Below are 16,857 nucleotides of genomic sequence, written 5' to 3'. Positions count from 1 at the left end.
ACCACCATGTCCGCGCTGTACCGCCTCACCGCCACCGAGACCAGACTGTTCTTCCGCGAGCCGATGATCGTCTTCTTCACCCTCGGGTTCCCCCCGATCCTGCTCGGCATCCTCGGCGCGATCCCCGCCTTCCGGCAGCCCGAGGAGACCCTCGGCGGTCTGCGGGTCATCGACCTGTACGCGCCGATCATCGTCGCCATGGGTCTCGCCATGTTCGCGCTCAACAGCCTGTGCCAGCTGTTCGCCACCTACCGGGAGAAGGGCGTGCTGCGACGCCTGCGGACCACCCCGGTCGAGCCGAGGGTCATGCTCGGCGCGCAGCTGCTGATGTCCACGATCATGTCCGTCGTCACGATGCTGGTCGTACTCGCCGTCGGCCGGTTGGCGTTCGATGTCCGCCTGCCCCGGCAGGTGCCGGCGTACCTCGTCGGCTACGTGCTGGCGGCGTTGGCGATGTTCGCGATCGGTCTGCTCGTCGCCTCGATCGCGCCGACCGGCAGGAGCGCCGGCGCGATCGGGACCCTGCTGTTCTTTCCCGTCGTGTTCTTCGCCGGCCTCTGGGTGCCGCGCGACAGCATGAACGACGTTTTGCGGACGATCAGCGACTTCACCCCGCTCGGCGCCGGCGTGCAATCATTGCAGGACGCCACGGCCGGTCACTGGCCGCAACTACTGCACGTGGCCGTCATGATCGGCTGGACGTTGGTGGCCGGCGGGCTGGCCGCACGGTACTTCCGCTGGGAGTAGATCGTGAGCATCGAGGCCGAACTGCGTGCGGAGTTCGACCGCTGGGAGCGCACGGAGAACGCGGCCTTCCAGGCGCTTCCGTACCTCCTCCTGACGGTTTGCACCCTTGTCTCGCTGCTGCTGTCGCTCTGGGACGTGTCGCCGCACCTGCCGGTGGTGCTCGGACTCTCGATCGCGACCGCGATCTGGCTGCTCTGGTTCCACACGCTCCACCCGCAGTGGCACCGGAACGCCCCGCTGATGGGCGGGTACTACCTGGGCCTGATGGTGCTGACGGCCGGTCTGGTGGCGCTCGCGCCGTGGTACGGCCTCTTCGCCTTCGTCGGCTACCCCCAGGCGTTCGAGTACCTGCGGGGCCGCTGGCGGTACGCCGGCGTCACCGCCCCGGCGACGATCTCGGCGGCGGCGTACCTGGGCGGGCTGGCCAACATCATCGACGGCCTGTGGTGGGCGTGGATCGCCATCAGCCTGATCAGCACGGCGCTGGCCGGGGCGTTCTCCTACTTCGTCGAGATGGGCGAGCAGCGCAACCGCAAGCAGAAGCAGGCGCTCGTCGAGTTGCACGAGGCCAACGTCAAGCTGGAGGCGGCGCTGGAGGAGAACGCCGGCCTGCACGCCCAGCTGCTGGTCCAGGCGCGCGAGGCCGGGGTGCTGGACGAGCGGCAGCGGATGGCGCGGGAGATCCACGACACCCTGGCCCAGGGCCTCGCCGGCATCCTCACCCAGCTCCAGGCCGCCGAGCAGACGCTGGACGAGTCGGCGGTGGTGCGCCGGCACGTGACGAACGCGATGAACCTGGCTCGGGAGAGCCTCACCGAGGCCCGCCGGACGGTCCACGCGGTGGAGCCGGAGGTGCTCGCCGAGGCCCGGCTCCCCGAGGCGATCAGCGACGTGACCCGGCGTTGGTCGGAGGTGCACCACATCGAGGCGGTGCTGACCACCACCGGCGACCCCCGGCCCATGCACGCCGACGTCGAGGTGACGCTGCTGCGGGCCGCGCAGGAGGCGCTGACCAACGTGGCCAAACACGCGAAGGCCAGCCGGGTCGGCCTGACCCTGTCGTACATGGAGGACCTGGTGACGCTCGACGTACGGGACGACGGCGTGGGTTTCGACCCCCACGCCAGGCGCGCCCACGGTGCCACGGACGGCGGGTTCGGGCTCGCCGGCATGCGCCAGCGGGTGCAGCGCCTCGCGGGCCGGCTCGACGTCGAGTCGGAGCCGGGCGGCGGCACCGCGATCTCGGCCTCGGTGCCGGCGATTCCCGCCGGGGGTGGGCGGTGATCTCACTGCTGATCGTCGACGACCACCCGGTCGTACGGGACGGGTTGCGGGGCATGTTCAGCGCCGACCCGCGCTTCGAGGTGCTCGGCGAGGCCGGTGACGGCGCCGAGGCCATCGCCGCCGGGGAGCGGCTCCGGCCCGACGTGATCCTGATGGATCTGCGGATGCCGAGGACGGACGGCGTCACCGCCATCCGGGAGTTGGCGAAACGCGGAGTTCCGGCACGCGTCCTGGTGCTCACCACGTACGACACGGACAGCGACGTGCTGCCCGCCATCGAGGCCGGCGCGACCGGTTACCTGCTCAAGGACGCGCCGAGGGAAGAACTGTTCCGCGCCGTCGAGGCGGCCGCGCAGGGACAGGCGGTGCTCTCTCCCGCCGTCGCGACCCGGCTCATGGGGCAGATCCGCCAGCCCGCCTCGGAGCCGCTGTCGCAGCGTGAGCTGGAGGTCCTGCAGCTGATCGCCCAGGGGTCGACCAACCGCGAGGCCGCCAGGCAGCTGTTCATCAGCGAGGCGACGGTCAAGACGCACCTGCTGCACGTGTACGCGAAACTCGGCGTCAGCGACCGGGCGGCCGCGGTGGCTACCGCGTTCTCCCGTGGCTATCTGACACCGCGCCGCTGACGCCGGGCCCGGACCGGCCCGCCGGTGGCCGGTTCAGCAGGGTCGGGCGTCGTCTCGCAGGCCAGCCGCTCGGCGCCAGCGGGCGACCTCGGCCTCGTGTGAGCCGGCGGCGGTCGCGGCGGCGACCGCCGCCGGATCCGCCCGGCCGGTCAGCAGGGTCAGGGGCCAGGCCGGCACACCGCCGGCACCGTCGTAGGCGACCCAGGCCCACGGGCCGTCGAAACGCCACGCCCGGCCGTCGGCGTCGGCGACGTCGTCGCCCGCCTCCAGGAAGGCGTACGGTCGGAAGACCGGTTCGAGCGTGAACGGGACACCCGCGTCGGGCTCGATGCCCGTGCCCTGGAACTCCGCTGCCGGGTCCGGAGCCTCCCCGGCGGGCAGCACGATCAGGACGAGGCTCGGACGGGGAAGCCAGCCGGTCTCCTGTGGTGGGTCGTACTCGTGGACCTCGATGACGTGGATGATCCGGGCGGGGATGCCGACCCGGCAGGCGTCGCCGGGTGCGAGACGGCCGGCCGGCGGGTCAGTCGTGTACAACGCGTCCGGATCGGCGTGGCACAGCGCGGCCTCGCCGTTCCAGCGCACGCCCTCCGCGTCCGGGTCGATCTCCCACCACGGCCAGCGGACCACGACGTCTGTCTCGTCGACGTGGGTGACGACCGTTGGCGCGAACGGGCAGGAGATCCGGAGCACGTCCCCGACGCGGTAGGCCATGGGGGCAGGTTAGTGCGCGGCTGAACTGTCGCTTCGTGACCATCACCGGTCGACGTACCGCCGGAGTCGTCGCCGTTGTCACCGCCTGTCGGGCGGCGCGAACCCGGTCGGCGGAGAACGGCGCGCGGACGTCGTGGGGTGCTTGACACCCAACTAGTAACTCGGTTACTAATATGCGGTGACCATCGCAGAAACCTTTCTCGGTCTGCTCGAGCCCGCGCCGCGGCACGGCTATGACCTGCGCCGAGAGTACGAGACGTCGTTCGGCGAACGCCGGTCGATCAAACCCGCCCAGGTATACGCCACTCTCGGCCGGCTGTGTCGGGACGGCGCGATCCACGTCGTCTCGGTCGAGCAGGTCGGCGGCCCGGAGCGCACCACGTACGCGTTGACTCCGGACGGGGTGACCCGGCTGGAGAAGTGGTTCGCCGAGCCGGAGGGACACTCGCCGTACCTGCAGTCGGCGGTTTTCACCAAGGTGATCCTCGCGCTGCGCTCCGGTCGGCCCGCGGACCACGTGCTGCGGGCGCAACGGATGGCGCACACCGCGGCGATGCAGGACCTGGTACGACGCAAGAGCGGCGCCGACCTGGCCACCGTCCTCTCCTGCGACTTCACGATCTTCCACCTGGAGGCGGACCTGCGCTGGCTCGAGCACACCGCGGCCCGGCTGGACCGCCTGGCGGAGGAACTCCCGTGACCGGGGCGGCCACGGCACAGCCCGTCGTGCCGGAACCGATCCTGACCGCGGAGGAACTGCGGCTGTCGTTCGGGCCGACCCGTGCCCTCGACGGCGTCGACATCGAAATCGGCGCGGGCGAGGTGGTGGCGCTGCTCGGCCCCTCCGGCTCGGGCAAGTCGACGCTGCTGCACTGCCTCGCCGGCATCCTGCGCCCGGACAGCGGCCGCGTCCGCTACCGCGGGGCCGCCCTCGACGAGCTCTCCGAGGAGGCGCTCGGCCGACTGCGGCGCGCCGAGTTCGGCTTCGTCTTCCAGTTCGGTTCGCTCGTGCCGGAACTGACCGCCGTCGAGAACGTCGCGCTGCCGCTGCGGCTCGGCGGCGCCCGGCGACGGCCTGCCGAGGACCAGGCCCGGCAGTGGCTGGATCGCCTCGGTGTCGCCGACGTCGCCGGCAAACACCCCGGCGAGATGTCCGGTGGCCAGGGGCAGCGGGTCGCGGTGGCGCGCGCCCTGGTGGCCGGGCCGCGGGTGGTGTTCGCGGACGAGCCGACCGGCGCGCTCGACACGTTCAACGGCGAGTTGGTCATGGAGGAGTTGATGGGGGCGGTCCGCGCGGAGGGCACGTCGGTCGTGCTGGTCACCCACGAGATGCGCGTCGCCGCGTACGCCGACCGCGTCGTCGGCCTCTGCGACGGTGCCGTGCTCGCTCCGGCGGGCATCTGATGGGCGGCTTCGACGTCGCGCTGGGGCTGCGACTCACGTTCAGTGGAAGCCGGATCCGGCAGGTCATGATGGTCGGCGGAGTCGCCGTCGGAGTCGGGTTGCTCCTCGGCGTGCTGGGAGTGCTGCCGGCCGCGTCCGAGCGGACCGCCAAGACGACGAGTCGGGGTGTCGAGCCGGGCCCGGACCGGGCCGAAGGGGTCGACGCCCGGCTGTCGGTCGGCGTGTGGCGGGGCCGCGAGCTGCGGGTGCTGTTGGTCGAGACGGTGGGACCGCCGGTCGCGCCGCCGCCCGGCATTCCGCGTACCCCGGGCCCGGGTGAGGTCTTCGCGTCCCCTGAGCTGGCTCGCGCGCTCGCCGGTGCGCACGGCGCGGAACTCGCCCCCCGACTGCCCGGCCCGGTGATCGGCCAGGTCGGCCCGGCAGGGCTCGTCGGGCCCGAGGAGTTGTACGCGGTCGCCGGTGTTCCACCCGGCACCCTCGGCGGCGAGGGCTACGCGACCGGCTTCGCACGGCCGGTCGGCGGGCTGTTCAGCTCGCAGGCCGCGTACACCGACGGGACCGGTCAACGCAGCGAGTCCAACTCGGCCGCGACGCTCGCGGTTCTCGTCCCGCTCGCCGGTGTCGGCCTGGTTGTTCCGGTGCTGGTGCTGGTCGGGACGGCCACCCGGCTCTCCGCGGCGACCCGGGAACGGCGGGCCAGCGCCATCCGGCTCGCCGGTGCCACACCCCGTCAGCTCCGCCGGCTCGGTGGGATCGAAGGGGCGACGATCGGCGCCCTGGGCACCGTCGCCGGGCTGGCGCTCTTCCACCTGCTCCGGGCCCCGACGGCGGTGCTCGTCCCGGTACGGGACGGCCTGTTCGCCACCGACGTCGCGCCACCCCTGCCCGCCGTGCTCGCCGTCCTCGTCGGCGTGCCGGTGCTGACCGCCACCGCCGGGGTACTGGCGCTGCGCAGAGCGGTACGCGCGCCGCTCGCCACCCGTCGACACGTTGCCCGACCCCAGGCCGGTACGGACCGGCTGGTGCCGCTCGCGGTGGGCCTGCTCGCGCTGGCCGCGGCGTACGTCGACCGTGCCGCGCTGAGCACCGGTGCCTGGCACGCCCAGGCCCTGCTCCTCGGCGGTTCCGTGGCCTGCCTGCTCGGCATCGCGGTCGGTGCCCAGCCACTGTCGCGGCTGGCCGGGATGCTGCTCGCCCGTTGGGCGCCCGGTGTGGCCGGCCAGATCGCGGGGCGACGGATGCTGCGGGACCCGGCCACCGCCGCCCGCGCCGTCGTCGGCACCGCGCTCGCCGTTGTCGTCGTCGGCTGGCTCGTCGCGCTGCTCCCGGTCCTGGCCCCGGTGACACCGACGGGCAACGGCCACCTGATCGGTGTGCTGCCCGAAGGCACGGTGGTGGTCACCCTGGGCGACGCCTCCGACGTGGACCGGGCGACGGCCGCGCTGCGCGCCGTACCGGGTGTCCACGTGACGGCCGCCGTCCGGAACGTGACGTTGCTGCCGCCGCAGGTGCCGATGTCGCGGGAGTTCAACGGCGACCCACGGACCGATCAGGGCGTCCGGGCGATAGTGGCGGACTGCGGACAGCTCGCCGCCGTCCTGGGAAGCGGCTTGCCGGGCTGTCGGCCGGACACCGTCCACCGCCTGCCGGACAGCTCCTTCGACGCCGCCACCCTGGCCTCGGCGGGGCAGCTCCAGCCGCTCGGCGCGGACGGCGACCGCTCCGATCCGGCCGCACCGGTGCTGCGCCTCCCCGCCGCGCTGGAGACGTTGACGCTTCCCGCCGGGCTGGGCGACGACACGCCCGTGGGTTTCGCGATCCGGGGTGACCTCCTCGTCCCGCCGTCAGTGCTGGCCGGCTGGATCGGTGTGGACCGATGGTTTCCGACCCTGCTGGTCGGCACCGACGGCCGCGCCGACACGGTGGAGGCGGTCCGCAGCGGGCTCGGCGCGACGCTGCTCCCGCTGCCGCCGGCCACACCCCGCGAATCCGTCGTCCTGGAACGGTCCGAGTCGGACGGTTACCGGCAGGTCGCGGTGATCGTCGCGCTCGCTGTCGTGCTGACCGGCGGGCTCTCCCTCGCGGTGACCACCACCGACGCGATCCGGGAACGGCGGCGGGCGCACGCCGCCCTGACGGCGATCGGCGTACCGGCCCGGCTGCTGCGCCGCAGCGTGCTGCTGCACACCGCGCTGCCGCTACTGCTCAGCGTGGGGTTGGCGATTGTCGTCACCTCGACCACCTCGTGGCTGTACGTGCGGTTGTTGAACAGCGACCCGGGTACGGTGGCGGTCGCCCTGCCCTGGACCGGCTATGTCGCGATCGGGGTCGCCGCCGTCGCGGCCTGTGTGCTGGCCACCGCAGCCGCCCTGCCGCTCGTCCGGTCCGCCACCCGCCCCGACGCGCTCCGATCCGAGTAGCCCGGACGGCGGGGCCGCCTCCCCGGAGGCGGCCCCGCCGTGACCGGCGGTACGGGACGGTGAGGCAAAGCCGTCCCACCTGGCGTACCTGACCGACCGGGTCCGTCGGGCCGAGGGCCGGCCGGCGCCCGGCGGGTGGCGTGCGCGGATACTCGTGCGAGGAGGTGCGGTGATGGCGCAGGAGCCGTACGCGGGGCTCGCCACGACGTTCGACACGGTCGCGGAGTCGTACGCGCGGATTCGACCGGGCTACCCGGGGCGGTTGTTCGCCGACCTGGCGGCGTCGACGGGGCTGTCGAGCGCCGGGACGCGGGTGCTGGAGGTCGGCACGGGCACGGGTCAGGCCACCCGAGGGCTGCTCGACCGGGGCTGGAGCGTGGTGACCCTGGAGCCGGGGCGGGAGCTGGCCGCGGTGGCCCGCCGCGTACTCGCCGAGCGCGGCGACGTGGACGTCGTGGTGTCGCCGTTCGAGCGCTGGGAGGCGGGTGACCGGAGGCCGTTCGACCTCGTCTTCGCGGCGACGTCGTGGCACTGGCTCGATCCGCGGGTCGCCTACCGGCGGGCCGCCGAGCTGCTGCGTCCCGCCGGTCACCTGGCGATCGTCGCCACCGAGCACGTGTCACCGCCCGGCGGCGACGACTTCTTCCAGCAGGTCGAGCGCGTTTACGACGAGGTCGGGATGGGCGACGGGCAGGGCGGCCCGAAGCCTCCCGAGGCGATCGCGGCCCCGGACGTCGACGCGATCGTCGACAGCGGGCTCTTCGCGCAGCCGGTCGTGCACCGCTACGTCTGGAGCCGGGACTACACCGTCGAGGAGTACCTGGAGCTGATCTCCACGTACTCCGGACACATCGCGGCCTCGTCCTGGCAGCGGAGGACGTTGTTCACGGGGATCCGGGAGCTGGTCGCCGCCCGTCCGTCCGGGACGGTGCGCAAGCACTACCTGAACATGCTCCAGATCGCCCGACGGCTCGACTGATCCGCCGGGCCGCCGGCCCGAACGGCGGGGCGTGCGCACGCGTGCCGCCGGCCTCCGCGGGCAACGAACAGGGGTGGCACCCGACAGGCGCCACCCCCGTTTGTCCATGCTGTTTACGTCGCCGTACAGGTCAGGGCCGGTGCGGCGTTCGTGCCGGTCCAGGAACCGTTGAATCCGAAGCTGGTCGACGCGTTGGCGCCCAGCGTGCCGTTGTGACCGACGTTCGCGGCCGTGACCGCCGACCCGCTCGAGGTTATCGACGCGTTCCACGAGTTGGTGATGCTCTGGCCGTTGGGCCAGGTCCAGCGCACCGTCCATCCGGAGATGGCGGCGTTGCCGGCCCGTACCGTGACCTGGGCGCCGAAGCCACCGGACCACTCGTTCGTCTTCGTGTAGGTCGCGGTGCAGCCACCGTTGCCGGCCGGCGGCGGAGTGGTCGGCGGCGGGGTCGTCGGCGGCGGGTTCGTGGGCGGCGGGGTGGTCGGCGGCGGGTTCGTGGGGTCGCCTCCGCCACCGCCGAAGGTCACGTCACTGCACAGGTAGTACGGCTGGTCGAGGTGGCTCGCCTGCCAGATCGTGTAGATGACGTGTCGCCCGGTGCGGTTGCCCGCGTTCACCTGGGCCTCGTACAGACCGGTGGTCGGGTAGCTGCCGGTACGCAGCACCAGGTCCAGGCTGCCCCAGGTGAGCGGCTGCCGTGTCGGGTCGAAGCCCTGCTTGGTGATGTAGATCAGCATGTAGTCGGCACCGTGTCGGGCACCGTCGGTCAGCGTCAGGGTGAAGTTGTTCGGCATCGGCTTCGCGACCCACGCGCCGACCGCGTCGAGCGAGGCGTAGAGCCCGCCCTGGGTGCGGCCGCCGCTGCAGAGCTGCCCGTCCGGGACGGCGGCCTGGTGGTTGCCGCCGACGTTCTCCCGGAACAGGCCGTTCCAGTTCCACATCGTGTTCGGGTTGGCCTGCCACGCCTGGGCGCACATCGGGTCGGTCTGCGCCATGTTCGGGTTGAGGTGGTCGTCACCCCAACGTTCCCAGCATCCGTAGTTCCGGGACGGCGGGTTGGTGACCGATCCGTGCGCCGAGGCCGGGCCGGCGTGGTTGACGACGACCATCGTGAACCCGGTGGCGAGGACGGCGACCGTACCAAGTATCAGACGGCGGGCTGTTCGTGAGAACTTCATCGATGCTCCAGCGTTCCGCCGGCACGTGTCGCTCGACGGGATGCCCGGACCCGCGAGGAAACACGCGCCGATCAACATGATGGACCTCGGAAGCGCGCGCTGTGGGGTTGCGCTTCCTCTGATGGCTGGACTCCCGGCGCCGATGCTACCAGCTGCATCCATGTAGGTAACTCAATCACTGTCGAAGACCCGCCGGACCCTCCGCGACGTGGGGGCCGTGGGTCCGCTCACCTGACAGCCGCGACCGGACCGCGGTGACCCGTTGCCGGGGACAGCGGTCCGGCCGACGGTGCTCTCCGGCCGCCCGGTCCGGGACGGTACGGAGCGGGCCGCCGCCCGTCAGTCGATGATCGACCGCCAGAACGGCACGTGGTGGTCGCGCTCGAGGTCGGTCCGGCCGATGCCGTCGCGACCGGGCGCGAGCGCCTGGACGTACCCGGCCTGAGCCTGCCACCGCGGCCACTCGGGCAGGTCCGACCGGTTGGGGTCACCGGTGTGGGCGAAGCTGCTCCAGTAGCGGACCATCGCGGTCGAGAGCGCCGTCTGGTCGGTGGAGAGCGGACGGGCATAACCGACGGCGAACAGGTACGGCAGCTCGGACAGGTGGTAGGCGCCGGTCGGGAAGCTGGGCGTCGCGGCTTCGGTGAAGAACGGCGCCTGCCGGTCAGCGAACTCGTACGCGTATGTGGGCACGTGGCGACTCGTCGCGGTGACGGTGTCCAGCATCGGTCGGACGTACTGGTGGTCGGTCATCACCGCGCCCAGCACCTCGCTCGCCTTGTCGGGCCGGGGGAGCGGGTAGCGACGCAACACCGCCGGGGCGTCGGCGCCGAAGGTGGCCTCGACCTGTTCGCGGTACTGGGTGCCGGTGAGCGGGCAGGGTGCCTGCTTCTTGGGTGGGCAGAGCATTCCGGTGCGTTCCATGCCCCAGACCTGCGCGCGGTACTCGTCCCGGGTCACGCCGACCAGCATCGGGACCCGGTGGAACGCGCCGCTGGCCAGCGCGGCGGCCGGGTCGACCGGCAGCACCGGACCACCGGCGACCAGTCCCGGCTCCCAGGGCCCCCGACCGGGGTAGCCGGCCCGCTCGACGAGTTCCGACGCGGACAGCTCACGAAGGCAGGCCGCGACACCGGCCGGATGCCGGTCGCATCCGGCCGCGGTGCCGAGCGCGGCACCACCGGCGTACGCCTCCCGCCGGGTCCGTACCGGGTTGGTGCACGCGTTGCTCTGCACGATCGCCCGGTGGAACAGCCCACGTGAGCCGGGGGCCGCCAGGTGCGCACAGACACTGGTGGCGCCCGCCGACTGCCCGGCGATCGTTACGTTGCCCGGGTCGCCGCCGAAGGACGCGGCGTTGGCCCGTACCCAGCGCAGCGCGGCCTGCTGGTCCTCCAGGCCGAAGTTGCCGGAGGTGCCCGCGCCCGGTGCCGACTCCAGCCCCGGGAGCGCCAGGAACCCGAGCGGGCCGAGGCGGTAGTTCACGGTGACCACGACGACGTCACCGTCGGCCGCGAGCCGCTGCCCTCCGTAGGTGTCGCCCTGGCCGAACAGAAAGTGCCCGCCGTGGATCCACACCAGCACCGGAAGCCGTCGCTCCGACTCGCGTGGGGGAGTGGTCACGTTCAGGTACAGGCAGTCCTCCGCCACGCTCGGCCGGTCCATCGGCAGACCCGGCAACTGGGCACAGGCCGGCGCCGGCACGGTCGCGTCCCGGACTCCGGTCCAGGCCGGTGCCGGACGCGGCGACGTCCAACGCAGCGCGCCGACCGGGGGCGCCGCGTACGGTACGCCGAGGAAGCTCCGGTGGTCGGCGGCGACCGTGCCGCGGACGGCACCGCTCTCGGTGCGGACCACGGCCGGGTTCCGGTCGCTGCGGCTGTCGGTGTCCACCGTCGCCGATCCGCCCGTCGGTGCCACGGCCAGCGTCAGGATGACGGCACCGAGGGCGCCGACCGCCCCGGGAAGCCGCCAGCGCCGGGCACTCCAACCAGTCATTCTCATCACTCGCTCCATCTCTCGTCGGCCGAGCCGCGCGACGCCGCGCGGGTCGGTACCGGAAGCATGGGCGGCGGTCGTCCGTCCCAGCCGGCGCGCGCTAGTGCACCCGGGACCGGGCCGGCGCCGGACCCGCCCGGGCCTGCCGGACGGCTAGGCTCGACGCCGCCGGGTGCACTAGACCGGGACCCGGGCGAGCCGGAGAGGAGAGGCGGTTGGCACCGGACGGCGAAAGTGGGGCGCCCTACGCCCGCATCGCGGCCGAGCTGCGCCGCCAGATCATCACCGGCGCCATCGGCGCGGGAGAACGCGTTCCGTCGACCCGACAGATCATGCGCGACCACGGCGTGGCGATGGCGACGGCCAGCCGGGTACTGGCCCTGCTCCGGCAGGAAGGGCTCGTCGAAGCGGTACCCGGGGTCGGCACCGTCGTGTCCGGACGGTCGGTCGACCCGGGACGGCCCCGTCGAGCGGGACGGCACGCCCCGGCCGCCGCGGCACAGGCCGGAGAGCGGGTCCCCGGCCGACCCGACGCCGAGGTGTTCCTCGACCGGGTCGTACGCCGAGCCATCGAGATCGCCGACGCGGAGGGGATGCCGGCCGCCACCATGCGTCGGATCGCCACCGACCTCGCCGTGCCCACCGTCTCGGTGCACCACCGGGTCCGGGGCCGGGAACACCTGGTCACCCTGATGGCCGACACCGTCTTCGCCGGGTACCCGGTACCGCTGCGGCCGCCGGCCGGCTGGCGCGCGCAACTCGAGATGTTGTGTCGGACGCAGTGGGCGATGTACCGCCGCCACCCGTGGCTGGCACACGTGGTGTCCCTGACCCGCCCGCTGTTCGCCCCGAACGCCATGGCGCACACCGAATGGGCGATGCGCGCGGTCGCCGGTCGGGGCCTCGACGCGACGACGCTGGTGCACGTCGCCGCCATGGTCGGCAACTTCGTGCGGGGTACGGCGGTGAACCTGGACCGCGAGGCGGATGCCGTACAGGACACCGGACTCACCGACGACGAGTGGATGCACGCGCAGCGGGAGAGCCTGGCCGCCGTACTGCGCACCGGCGCGTTCCCGATCCTCGCCGGCATCACCACCCGGCCTGACGTCGACCTCAACATCGACACCCTGTTCGAGTTCGGTCTGGCGCGCACCCTCGACGGCATCTCCGCGCTGCTGGACGAACACGCCCGATGAGCCGACCGGCACTGCGACCGCACGCCGCCGAACTGGCCAGCCGACGGCGGACCGGAGCACCACCGGCTCGACGATCAAATCCTCGCGCCGGCGTCGGCCACCCCGGCCGCGTCGATCACGGCCTCCACGGCGAGCCGTACCAGGGTCCGGACGTCCAGCCGATCCATGATCTGCGTCTCACGAACGCATCGAGTGTCCGGGCGGTGTCGTAGCCTCAGGGCTCTCGCGCCGACGGGTGCGGACAACTTCATCTGCTCCCGCGCGGGGGAAGCCGGTGCGAAGCCGGCGCTGACCCGCAACCGTGTGCGAGCCCGATCCTGTCGGTCCGGGCCCGTGAGTCGGAATGCCCGCGTGGGGAGTGAGCGGCTCAACGTCGTGGTCTACGGATCGAGCCCGGGTCAGCCAGGGCCGTACGCCGGCCGGGCGGACGCGGTGCGTCGGTCACCGCTCCGAAAGGCGACCCTCTGATGGCTCCTGGTCTAGTCGCCCGGCTCCAGCCGGCGCTGGTCCTGCTCGCGTTCCTCGTCGGCACCGGCGCGACCACGCTCGCCACCGGCGGTGTGGCCACCGCCCGGCGTCGCGTCAACTAGGTGGGCACCCTGTCGCGGCGGGTGCCACGGGCGTTGCATCCCGGCGCGTGGTGGCTGTGGGCGTTGGGGCTCGCCACCGCGGCCACCCGCACCACCAACCCGCTGCTGCTGGCACTGATCATCGGCGTGGCGGCCTGTGTGGTCGCGGCCCGCCGGGGTGACGCGCCGTGGGCCCTGGGCTTCCGGCTCTACCTGTGGCTCGGCGCGATCATCGTGCTCTCCCGGGTGGTGTTCCGGATCGTCTTCGGCGGCGGACAGGGTGATCACGTCCTGTTCATCCTGCCGGAGATCCCGTTGCCGGAACTGGCGGCCGGTATCCGGCTGTTCGGGCCGGTCGCCGTGGAACAGGTGCTCGGCGGCGTCTACGACGGGCTCCGGTTGGCCACGATGGTGATCTGCCTCGGCGCCGCGAACGCCCTGGCCAACCCGAAACGGCTGCTGCGGGCCGTACCCGCGGCCCTCTACGAGGTCGGCACCGCCGTCGTCGTGGCGCTGTCGGTCGCGCCGCAGCTGGTGGAGAGCGTGCTGCGGGTCCGGCGGGCACGGCGGTTGCGGGGTGCCCGGGGCGGTGGCCCGCGCGCCCTGCGGGGCATCGTCATCCCGGTGCTGGCCGACGCGCTGGACCGGTCGCTGGCGTTGGCCGCGGCGATGGACTCGCGCGGCTACGGTCGCCGGGGGCGCCAGTCGGCGGCGGTGCACACACTCACCGGACTTCTGGTGGTCGGCGGGCTGTGCGGGGTGTGTGTCGGGGTGTACGGGCTGCTGGACGCCTCCACCCCCCGCTACCTCGGGCTGCCGATGCTGGCCACCGGCGTGCTGGTCGCCGCCGCCGGCCTGACCGTTGGCGGCCGACGGGTGCTGCGCACCGTGTACCGCCCGGACCGGTTCGGCTGGCCGGAGGCGCTCGTCGCCGCCTGCGGGATCGCGGCCGCCGCCGGGCTCTACCTGACCACCCGGGTGGAACCCGGCAATCTCTACCCCTCGCTCAGCCCGTTGGCCTGGCCGCAGTTCGCGGTCCTGCCGGCCGCGGCGATCCTCACCGGGTTGCTCCCCGCCTGGCTGGCGCCGCCCCCACCCGACGAGACCGACCCTGCGGCGGCAGCCGTCGCGGCGACCCCGGAAGAGCCCGCCCTCCGATGATCGAGTTCGACGACGTCACGATGACCTACGCCGACGCGGCGGACCCGGCGATCAGCGGGGTGAGCCTGCACATCGGCGAGGGGGAGCTGTGCCTGGTCGCCGGGCGTACCGGTGCGGGCAAGTCGACGCTGCTGCGGGCGGTCAACGGCCTCGTGCCGCACTTCACCGGGGGACGGCTGCGGGGCCGGGTCACCGTCGCCGGTCGCAGCACCCGCGACCAGCCGCCCCGCGAGTTCGCCGACCTGGTGGGCGTCGTGGGCCAGGATCCGCTCGCCGGCTTCACCACGGACACCGTGGAGGAGGAACTGGCGTACGGGATGGAGCAGCTCGCCGTACCCGCACCGGTGATGCGCAAGCGCGTCGAGGAGACCCTCGACCTGCTCGGCATCGCCGAACTGCGCCGACGTCCACTGCGTACCCTCTCCGGCGGCCAGCAGCAGCGGGTCGCGATCGGCGCCGTGCTCACCGCCCACCCGAAGGTCCTGGTCCTCGACGAACCCACGTCGGCGCTGGACCCGACCGCCGCCGAGGAGGTGCTGGCCGCGATCACCCGGCTGGTGCACGACCTGGGGGTGACCGTCGTGGTGGCCGAACACCGCCTGGAGCGGGTCGTCCAGTACGCCGACCGGCTCGTCTACCTGCCCGGCGACGGCAGCGTCGTCACCGGTACGCCGGCCGAGGTGTTGACCGGTGCGGCGGTCGCCCCACCCGTGGTCGAGCTGGGTCGGCTCGCCGGCTGGCACCCGCTGCCCCTGTCGGTACGCGACGCCCGCCGGCTCGCGGCCCCGCTGCGTACCCGGCTCGCCTCGGTGTCCCCGCCCCCGGCGGCCACCGTGGAGGGTCCGGTCCTCCTGCGTGCCCGACAGGTGGTGGTCCGGTACGGCGCCGTGTTCGCGGTACGCGGTGTCGACCTCGACCTGCGCGCCGGAACCGTCACCGCGCTGATGGGACGTAACGGCTCGGGCAAGTCCTCGCTGCTGTGGGCGTTGCAGGGTTCGGGTCCGCGCCAGGGCGGCCGGGTCGACGTCAACGGTGTGGACCCCGGGAGGCGACCCGCCCGCGAGGCCCGCAGGCTCGTCGGCCTCGTCCCGCAGACCGCGAGTGACCTGCTCTACCTGGAGACCGTCGACGCCGAGTGCGCGCAGGCCGACCAGGAGTCCGGCGCGGTGGCGGGGTCCTGTCGGGCTCTGCTGGACCGGCTCGTGCCGGGCATTCCCGGACAGCGGCACCCCAGGGACCTCTCCGAGGGGCAGCGACTCGCCCTGGTCCTGGCCGTGCAGCTGGTCGCCGCCCCGGCGGTCGTGCTGCTCGACGAGCCGACCCGCGGCCTCGACTATCCGGGCAAGAAACACTTCGCGGCGATGGTGCGCCAGCTCGCCGCCGACGGTCGCGGCGTCGTCGTCGCCACCCACGACGTCGAGTTCGTCGCCACCGCCGCGGACCGGGTGGTGGTGATGGCCGAGGGGAGCGTCGTCGCCGACGGACCGACGCCCGAGGTGGTGGTCGCCTCACCCGCCTTCGCCCCGCAGGTGGCCAAGGTCCTCGACCCGCTGCCGTGGCTCACCGTCGACCAGGTCGCCGCCGCGCTGGACGGAACCCCGGCATGACCAGCGGCCCGCCGCAGACCCCGACAGGTCACCCTGGAGGCGTCCACCGGTCGCTGGTACGCCTGCGGGCCCGCAACTCGGTGGTCCTCGTCCTCGCCTCGGCCGCCGGGCTGGCGATGTTCCTCTGGCCGCTGTTCACCACCCCGGTGCCGACGGCGATGGCCCACTCCTCGGACGCCCCGCTGGTCTTCGTGGTGATCCTGCCGGTCATGATCGCCGTCGTCCTGAGCGAACTCACCTCCGGCGGCATCGACACCAAGGCCCTGGCCATGCTCGGTGTCCTCTCCGCCGTCAACGCCGCGTTGCGGCCGCTGGGCGCCGGAACCGCCGGCATCGAAACCGTGTTCTTCATGCTCGTGCTGGCCGGGCGGGTCTTCGGTCCCGGCTTCGGATTTGTCCTCGGCTGCACCAGCCTCTTCGCCTCGGCGCTGCTGACCGCCGGCATCGGGCCCTGGCTCCCGTTCCAGATGATCGCCTCCGCCTGGGTGGGGCTCGGTGCCGGCCTGCTGCCGCGCCGCGTACGTGGACGCGCCGAGATCGCCGTGCTCGCCGGGTACGGCATCTTCGCGGCCTACTTCTTCGGCTTCCTGATGAACATGTGGTTCTGGCCCTACGTCTCCCAGGGCACCCAGCTCGACTTCGTCGCCGGCGACCCACTGCTGGACAACCTGCACCGGTTCGCCGTCTTCACCCTCACCACCTCGACTCTCGGCTGGGACACCGGCCGCGCCCTGACCAACACCGTCGTCATCCTGCTCGCCGGTCCGGCCGTACTCGCCGTGCTGCGGAGGGCCGCCCGCCGGGCCGCCTTCGACGACCCCGTCGAGTTCGAACCACTCCGGCCGGGGCAGGGGCGTTGGCGGCCGGGCCGAGCATGAACAGGACGTCGGCCCAGGCGGCGCCGGCGATGCCGTACCAGCAGCCCGTGGACCGGCCCTCCGCGCCGGACCGGGTGCCGGCCAGCTTCCTGG

Annotated in this window: 15 protein-coding genes and 1 riboswitch; of the genes, 12 read left to right on the top strand and 3 right to left on the bottom strand. The window is 73.0% G+C overall.

Annotated elements, in window-relative coordinates; translation table 11 throughout:
* The first annotated feature begins 6 nt into the window (after window positions 1–6).
* Genes V1633_RS30150 through V1633_RS30140 form a run of 3 tightly spaced genes read left to right on the top strand, consistent with a single transcriptional unit; the run spans window position 7 to window position 2,657 of the window.
* A complete protein-coding gene (locus V1633_RS30150; protein ID WP_331217690.1) occupies window positions 7–747 on the top strand; it encodes an ABC transporter permease in 741 nt (246 codons plus the stop codon).
* A gap of 3 nt (window positions 748–750) precedes the next feature.
* Window positions 751–2,031: a sensor histidine kinase gene (locus V1633_RS30145; protein ID WP_331217689.1), complete on the top strand. Its 1,281-nt coding sequence runs from the start codon at window positions 751–753 to the stop codon at window positions 2,029–2,031.
* Window positions 2,028–2,657, top strand: coding sequence for a response regulator transcription factor (locus tag V1633_RS30140; protein WP_331217688.1), 630 nt, complete (start codon window positions 2,028–2,030; stop codon window positions 2,655–2,657). Before V1633_RS30145 ends, V1633_RS30140 begins: the two co-directional genes overlap by 4 nt.
* Window positions 2,658–2,690: 33 nt before the next feature.
* Here V1633_RS30140 and V1633_RS30135 read toward each other — a convergent pair whose 3' ends face one another.
* Window positions 2,691–3,371, bottom strand: coding sequence for a hypothetical protein (locus V1633_RS30135; protein ID WP_331217687.1), 681 nt, complete (start codon window positions 3,369–3,371; stop codon window positions 2,691–2,693).
* Between the two features lie 178 nt (window positions 3,372–3,549).
* Between V1633_RS30135 and V1633_RS30130 the strand changes: the two genes are divergently transcribed.
* The 4 genes from V1633_RS30130 (at window position 3,550) to V1633_RS30115 (ending at window position 8,174) form a co-directional block, all read left to right on the top strand.
* Complete coding sequence (locus tag V1633_RS30130; protein WP_331217686.1) at window positions 3,550–4,071, top strand: PadR family transcriptional regulator; 522 nt, start codon at window positions 3,550–3,552, stop codon at window positions 4,069–4,071.
* Window positions 4,068–4,775 carry an ABC transporter ATP-binding protein gene (locus V1633_RS30125; RefSeq protein ID WP_331217685.1) on the top strand — a complete coding sequence of 236 codons (708 nt, stop codon included), beginning with the start codon at window positions 4,068–4,070 and terminating at the stop codon, window positions 4,773–4,775. Before V1633_RS30130 ends, V1633_RS30125 begins: the two co-directional genes overlap by 4 nt.
* Window positions 4,775–7,195, top strand: a complete 2,421-nt coding sequence (locus tag V1633_RS30120) for an ABC transporter permease (protein WP_331217684.1) — start codon at window positions 4,775–4,777, stop codon at window positions 7,193–7,195. The genes V1633_RS30125 and V1633_RS30120 overlap by 1 nt, the downstream gene beginning before the upstream one ends.
* A gap of 172 nt (window positions 7,196–7,367) precedes the next feature.
* Window positions 7,368–8,174 carry a class I SAM-dependent methyltransferase gene (locus V1633_RS30115; RefSeq protein WP_331217779.1) on the top strand — a complete coding sequence of 269 codons (807 nt, stop codon included), beginning with the start codon at window positions 7,368–7,370 and terminating at the stop codon, window positions 8,172–8,174.
* A gap of 113 nt (window positions 8,175–8,287) precedes the next feature.
* Here the strand turns inward: V1633_RS30115 and V1633_RS30110 are convergent, their stop codons facing one another.
* Entirely contained in the window at window positions 8,288–9,352 is a 1,065-nt protein-coding gene (locus V1633_RS30110; protein ID WP_331217683.1) for a lytic polysaccharide monooxygenase auxiliary activity family 9 protein, read from the bottom strand.
* Between the two features lie 339 nt (window positions 9,353–9,691).
* Window positions 9,692–11,356: a carboxylesterase/lipase family protein gene (locus V1633_RS30105; RefSeq protein WP_331217682.1), complete on the bottom strand. Its 1,665-nt coding sequence runs from the start codon at window positions 11,354–11,356 to the stop codon at window positions 9,692–9,694.
* A gap of 209 nt (window positions 11,357–11,565) precedes the next feature.
* Between V1633_RS30105 and V1633_RS30100 the strand changes: the two genes are divergently transcribed.
* From V1633_RS30100 to V1633_RS30080, 5 genes are all read left to right on the top strand, one after another.
* On the top strand, window positions 11,566–12,549 hold the full coding sequence (locus tag V1633_RS30100; protein ID WP_331217681.1) for a TetR/AcrR family transcriptional regulator C-terminal domain-containing protein: 984 nt from the start codon (window positions 11,566–11,568) through the stop codon (window positions 12,547–12,549).
* 240 nt (window positions 12,550–12,789) lie between these two features.
* A riboswitch (cobalamin riboswitch) is annotated at window positions 12,790–12,918 on the top strand.
* 98 nt (window positions 12,919–13,016) lie between these two features.
* Window positions 13,017–13,139 (top strand): hypothetical protein, encoded by a 123-nt coding sequence (locus V1633_RS30095; protein WP_331217680.1) that lies wholly within the window; start codon window positions 13,017–13,019, stop codon window positions 13,137–13,139.
* The gene (locus tag V1633_RS30090; RefSeq protein WP_331217679.1) at window positions 13,140–14,279 is read left to right on the top strand and encodes an energy-coupling factor transporter transmembrane component T; all 1,140 of its coding nucleotides are present in this window, start codon (window positions 13,140–13,142) and stop codon (window positions 14,277–14,279) included. It begins immediately after the preceding gene.
* The gene (locus V1633_RS30085) at window positions 14,276–15,886 is read left to right on the top strand and encodes an ABC transporter ATP-binding protein (protein WP_331217678.1); all 1,611 of its coding nucleotides are present in this window, start codon (window positions 14,276–14,278) and stop codon (window positions 15,884–15,886) included. The genes V1633_RS30090 and V1633_RS30085 overlap by 4 nt, the downstream gene beginning before the upstream one ends.
* Window positions 15,883–16,764 (top strand): ECF transporter S component, encoded by an 882-nt coding sequence (locus V1633_RS30080; RefSeq protein WP_331217677.1) that lies wholly within the window; start codon window positions 15,883–15,885, stop codon window positions 16,762–16,764. Before V1633_RS30085 ends, V1633_RS30080 begins: the two co-directional genes overlap by 4 nt.
* Window positions 16,765–16,857: the final 93 nt, after the last annotated feature.

This window comes from Plantactinospora sonchi, assembly GCF_036422035.1.
Classification (GTDB): domain Bacteria; phylum Actinomycetota; class Actinomycetes; order Mycobacteriales; family Micromonosporaceae; genus Plantactinospora; species Plantactinospora sonchi.
Note: the sequence above shows the minus strand (reverse complement) of the source record. Positions and strands in the feature narration are given on the sequence as shown.

Excerpts from the sequence above, each read along its gene's own strand:
- V1633_RS30150 (WP_331217690.1), top strand. The coding sequence starts at position 7 with ATGTCCGCGCTGTACCGCCTCACCGCCACCGAGACCAGACTGTTCTTC.
- V1633_RS30135 (WP_331217687.1), bottom strand. The coding sequence starts at position 3,371 with ATGGCCTACCGCGTCGGGGACGTGCTCCGGATCTCCTGCCCGTTCGCG.
- V1633_RS30120 (WP_331217684.1), top strand. The coding sequence starts at position 4,775 with ATGGGCGGCTTCGACGTCGCGCTGGGGCTGCGACTCACGTTCAGTGGA.
- V1633_RS30115 (WP_331217779.1), top strand. The coding sequence starts at position 7,368 with ATGGCGCAGGAGCCGTACGCGGGGCTCGCCACGACGTTCGACACGGTC.
- V1633_RS30110 (WP_331217683.1), bottom strand. The coding sequence starts at position 9,352 with ATGAAGTTCTCACGAACAGCCCGCCGTCTGATACTTGGTACGGTCGCC.
- V1633_RS30105 (WP_331217682.1), bottom strand. The coding sequence starts at position 11,356 with ATGAGAATGACTGGTTGGAGTGCCCGGCGCTGGCGGCTTCCCGGGGCG.
- V1633_RS30095 (WP_331217680.1), top strand. The coding sequence starts at position 13,017 with ATGGCTCCTGGTCTAGTCGCCCGGCTCCAGCCGGCGCTGGTCCTGCTC.
- V1633_RS30085 (WP_331217678.1), top strand. The coding sequence starts at position 14,276 with ATGATCGAGTTCGACGACGTCACGATGACCTACGCCGACGCGGCGGAC.
- V1633_RS30080 (WP_331217677.1), top strand. The coding sequence starts at position 15,883 with ATGACCAGCGGCCCGCCGCAGACCCCGACAGGTCACCCTGGAGGCGTC.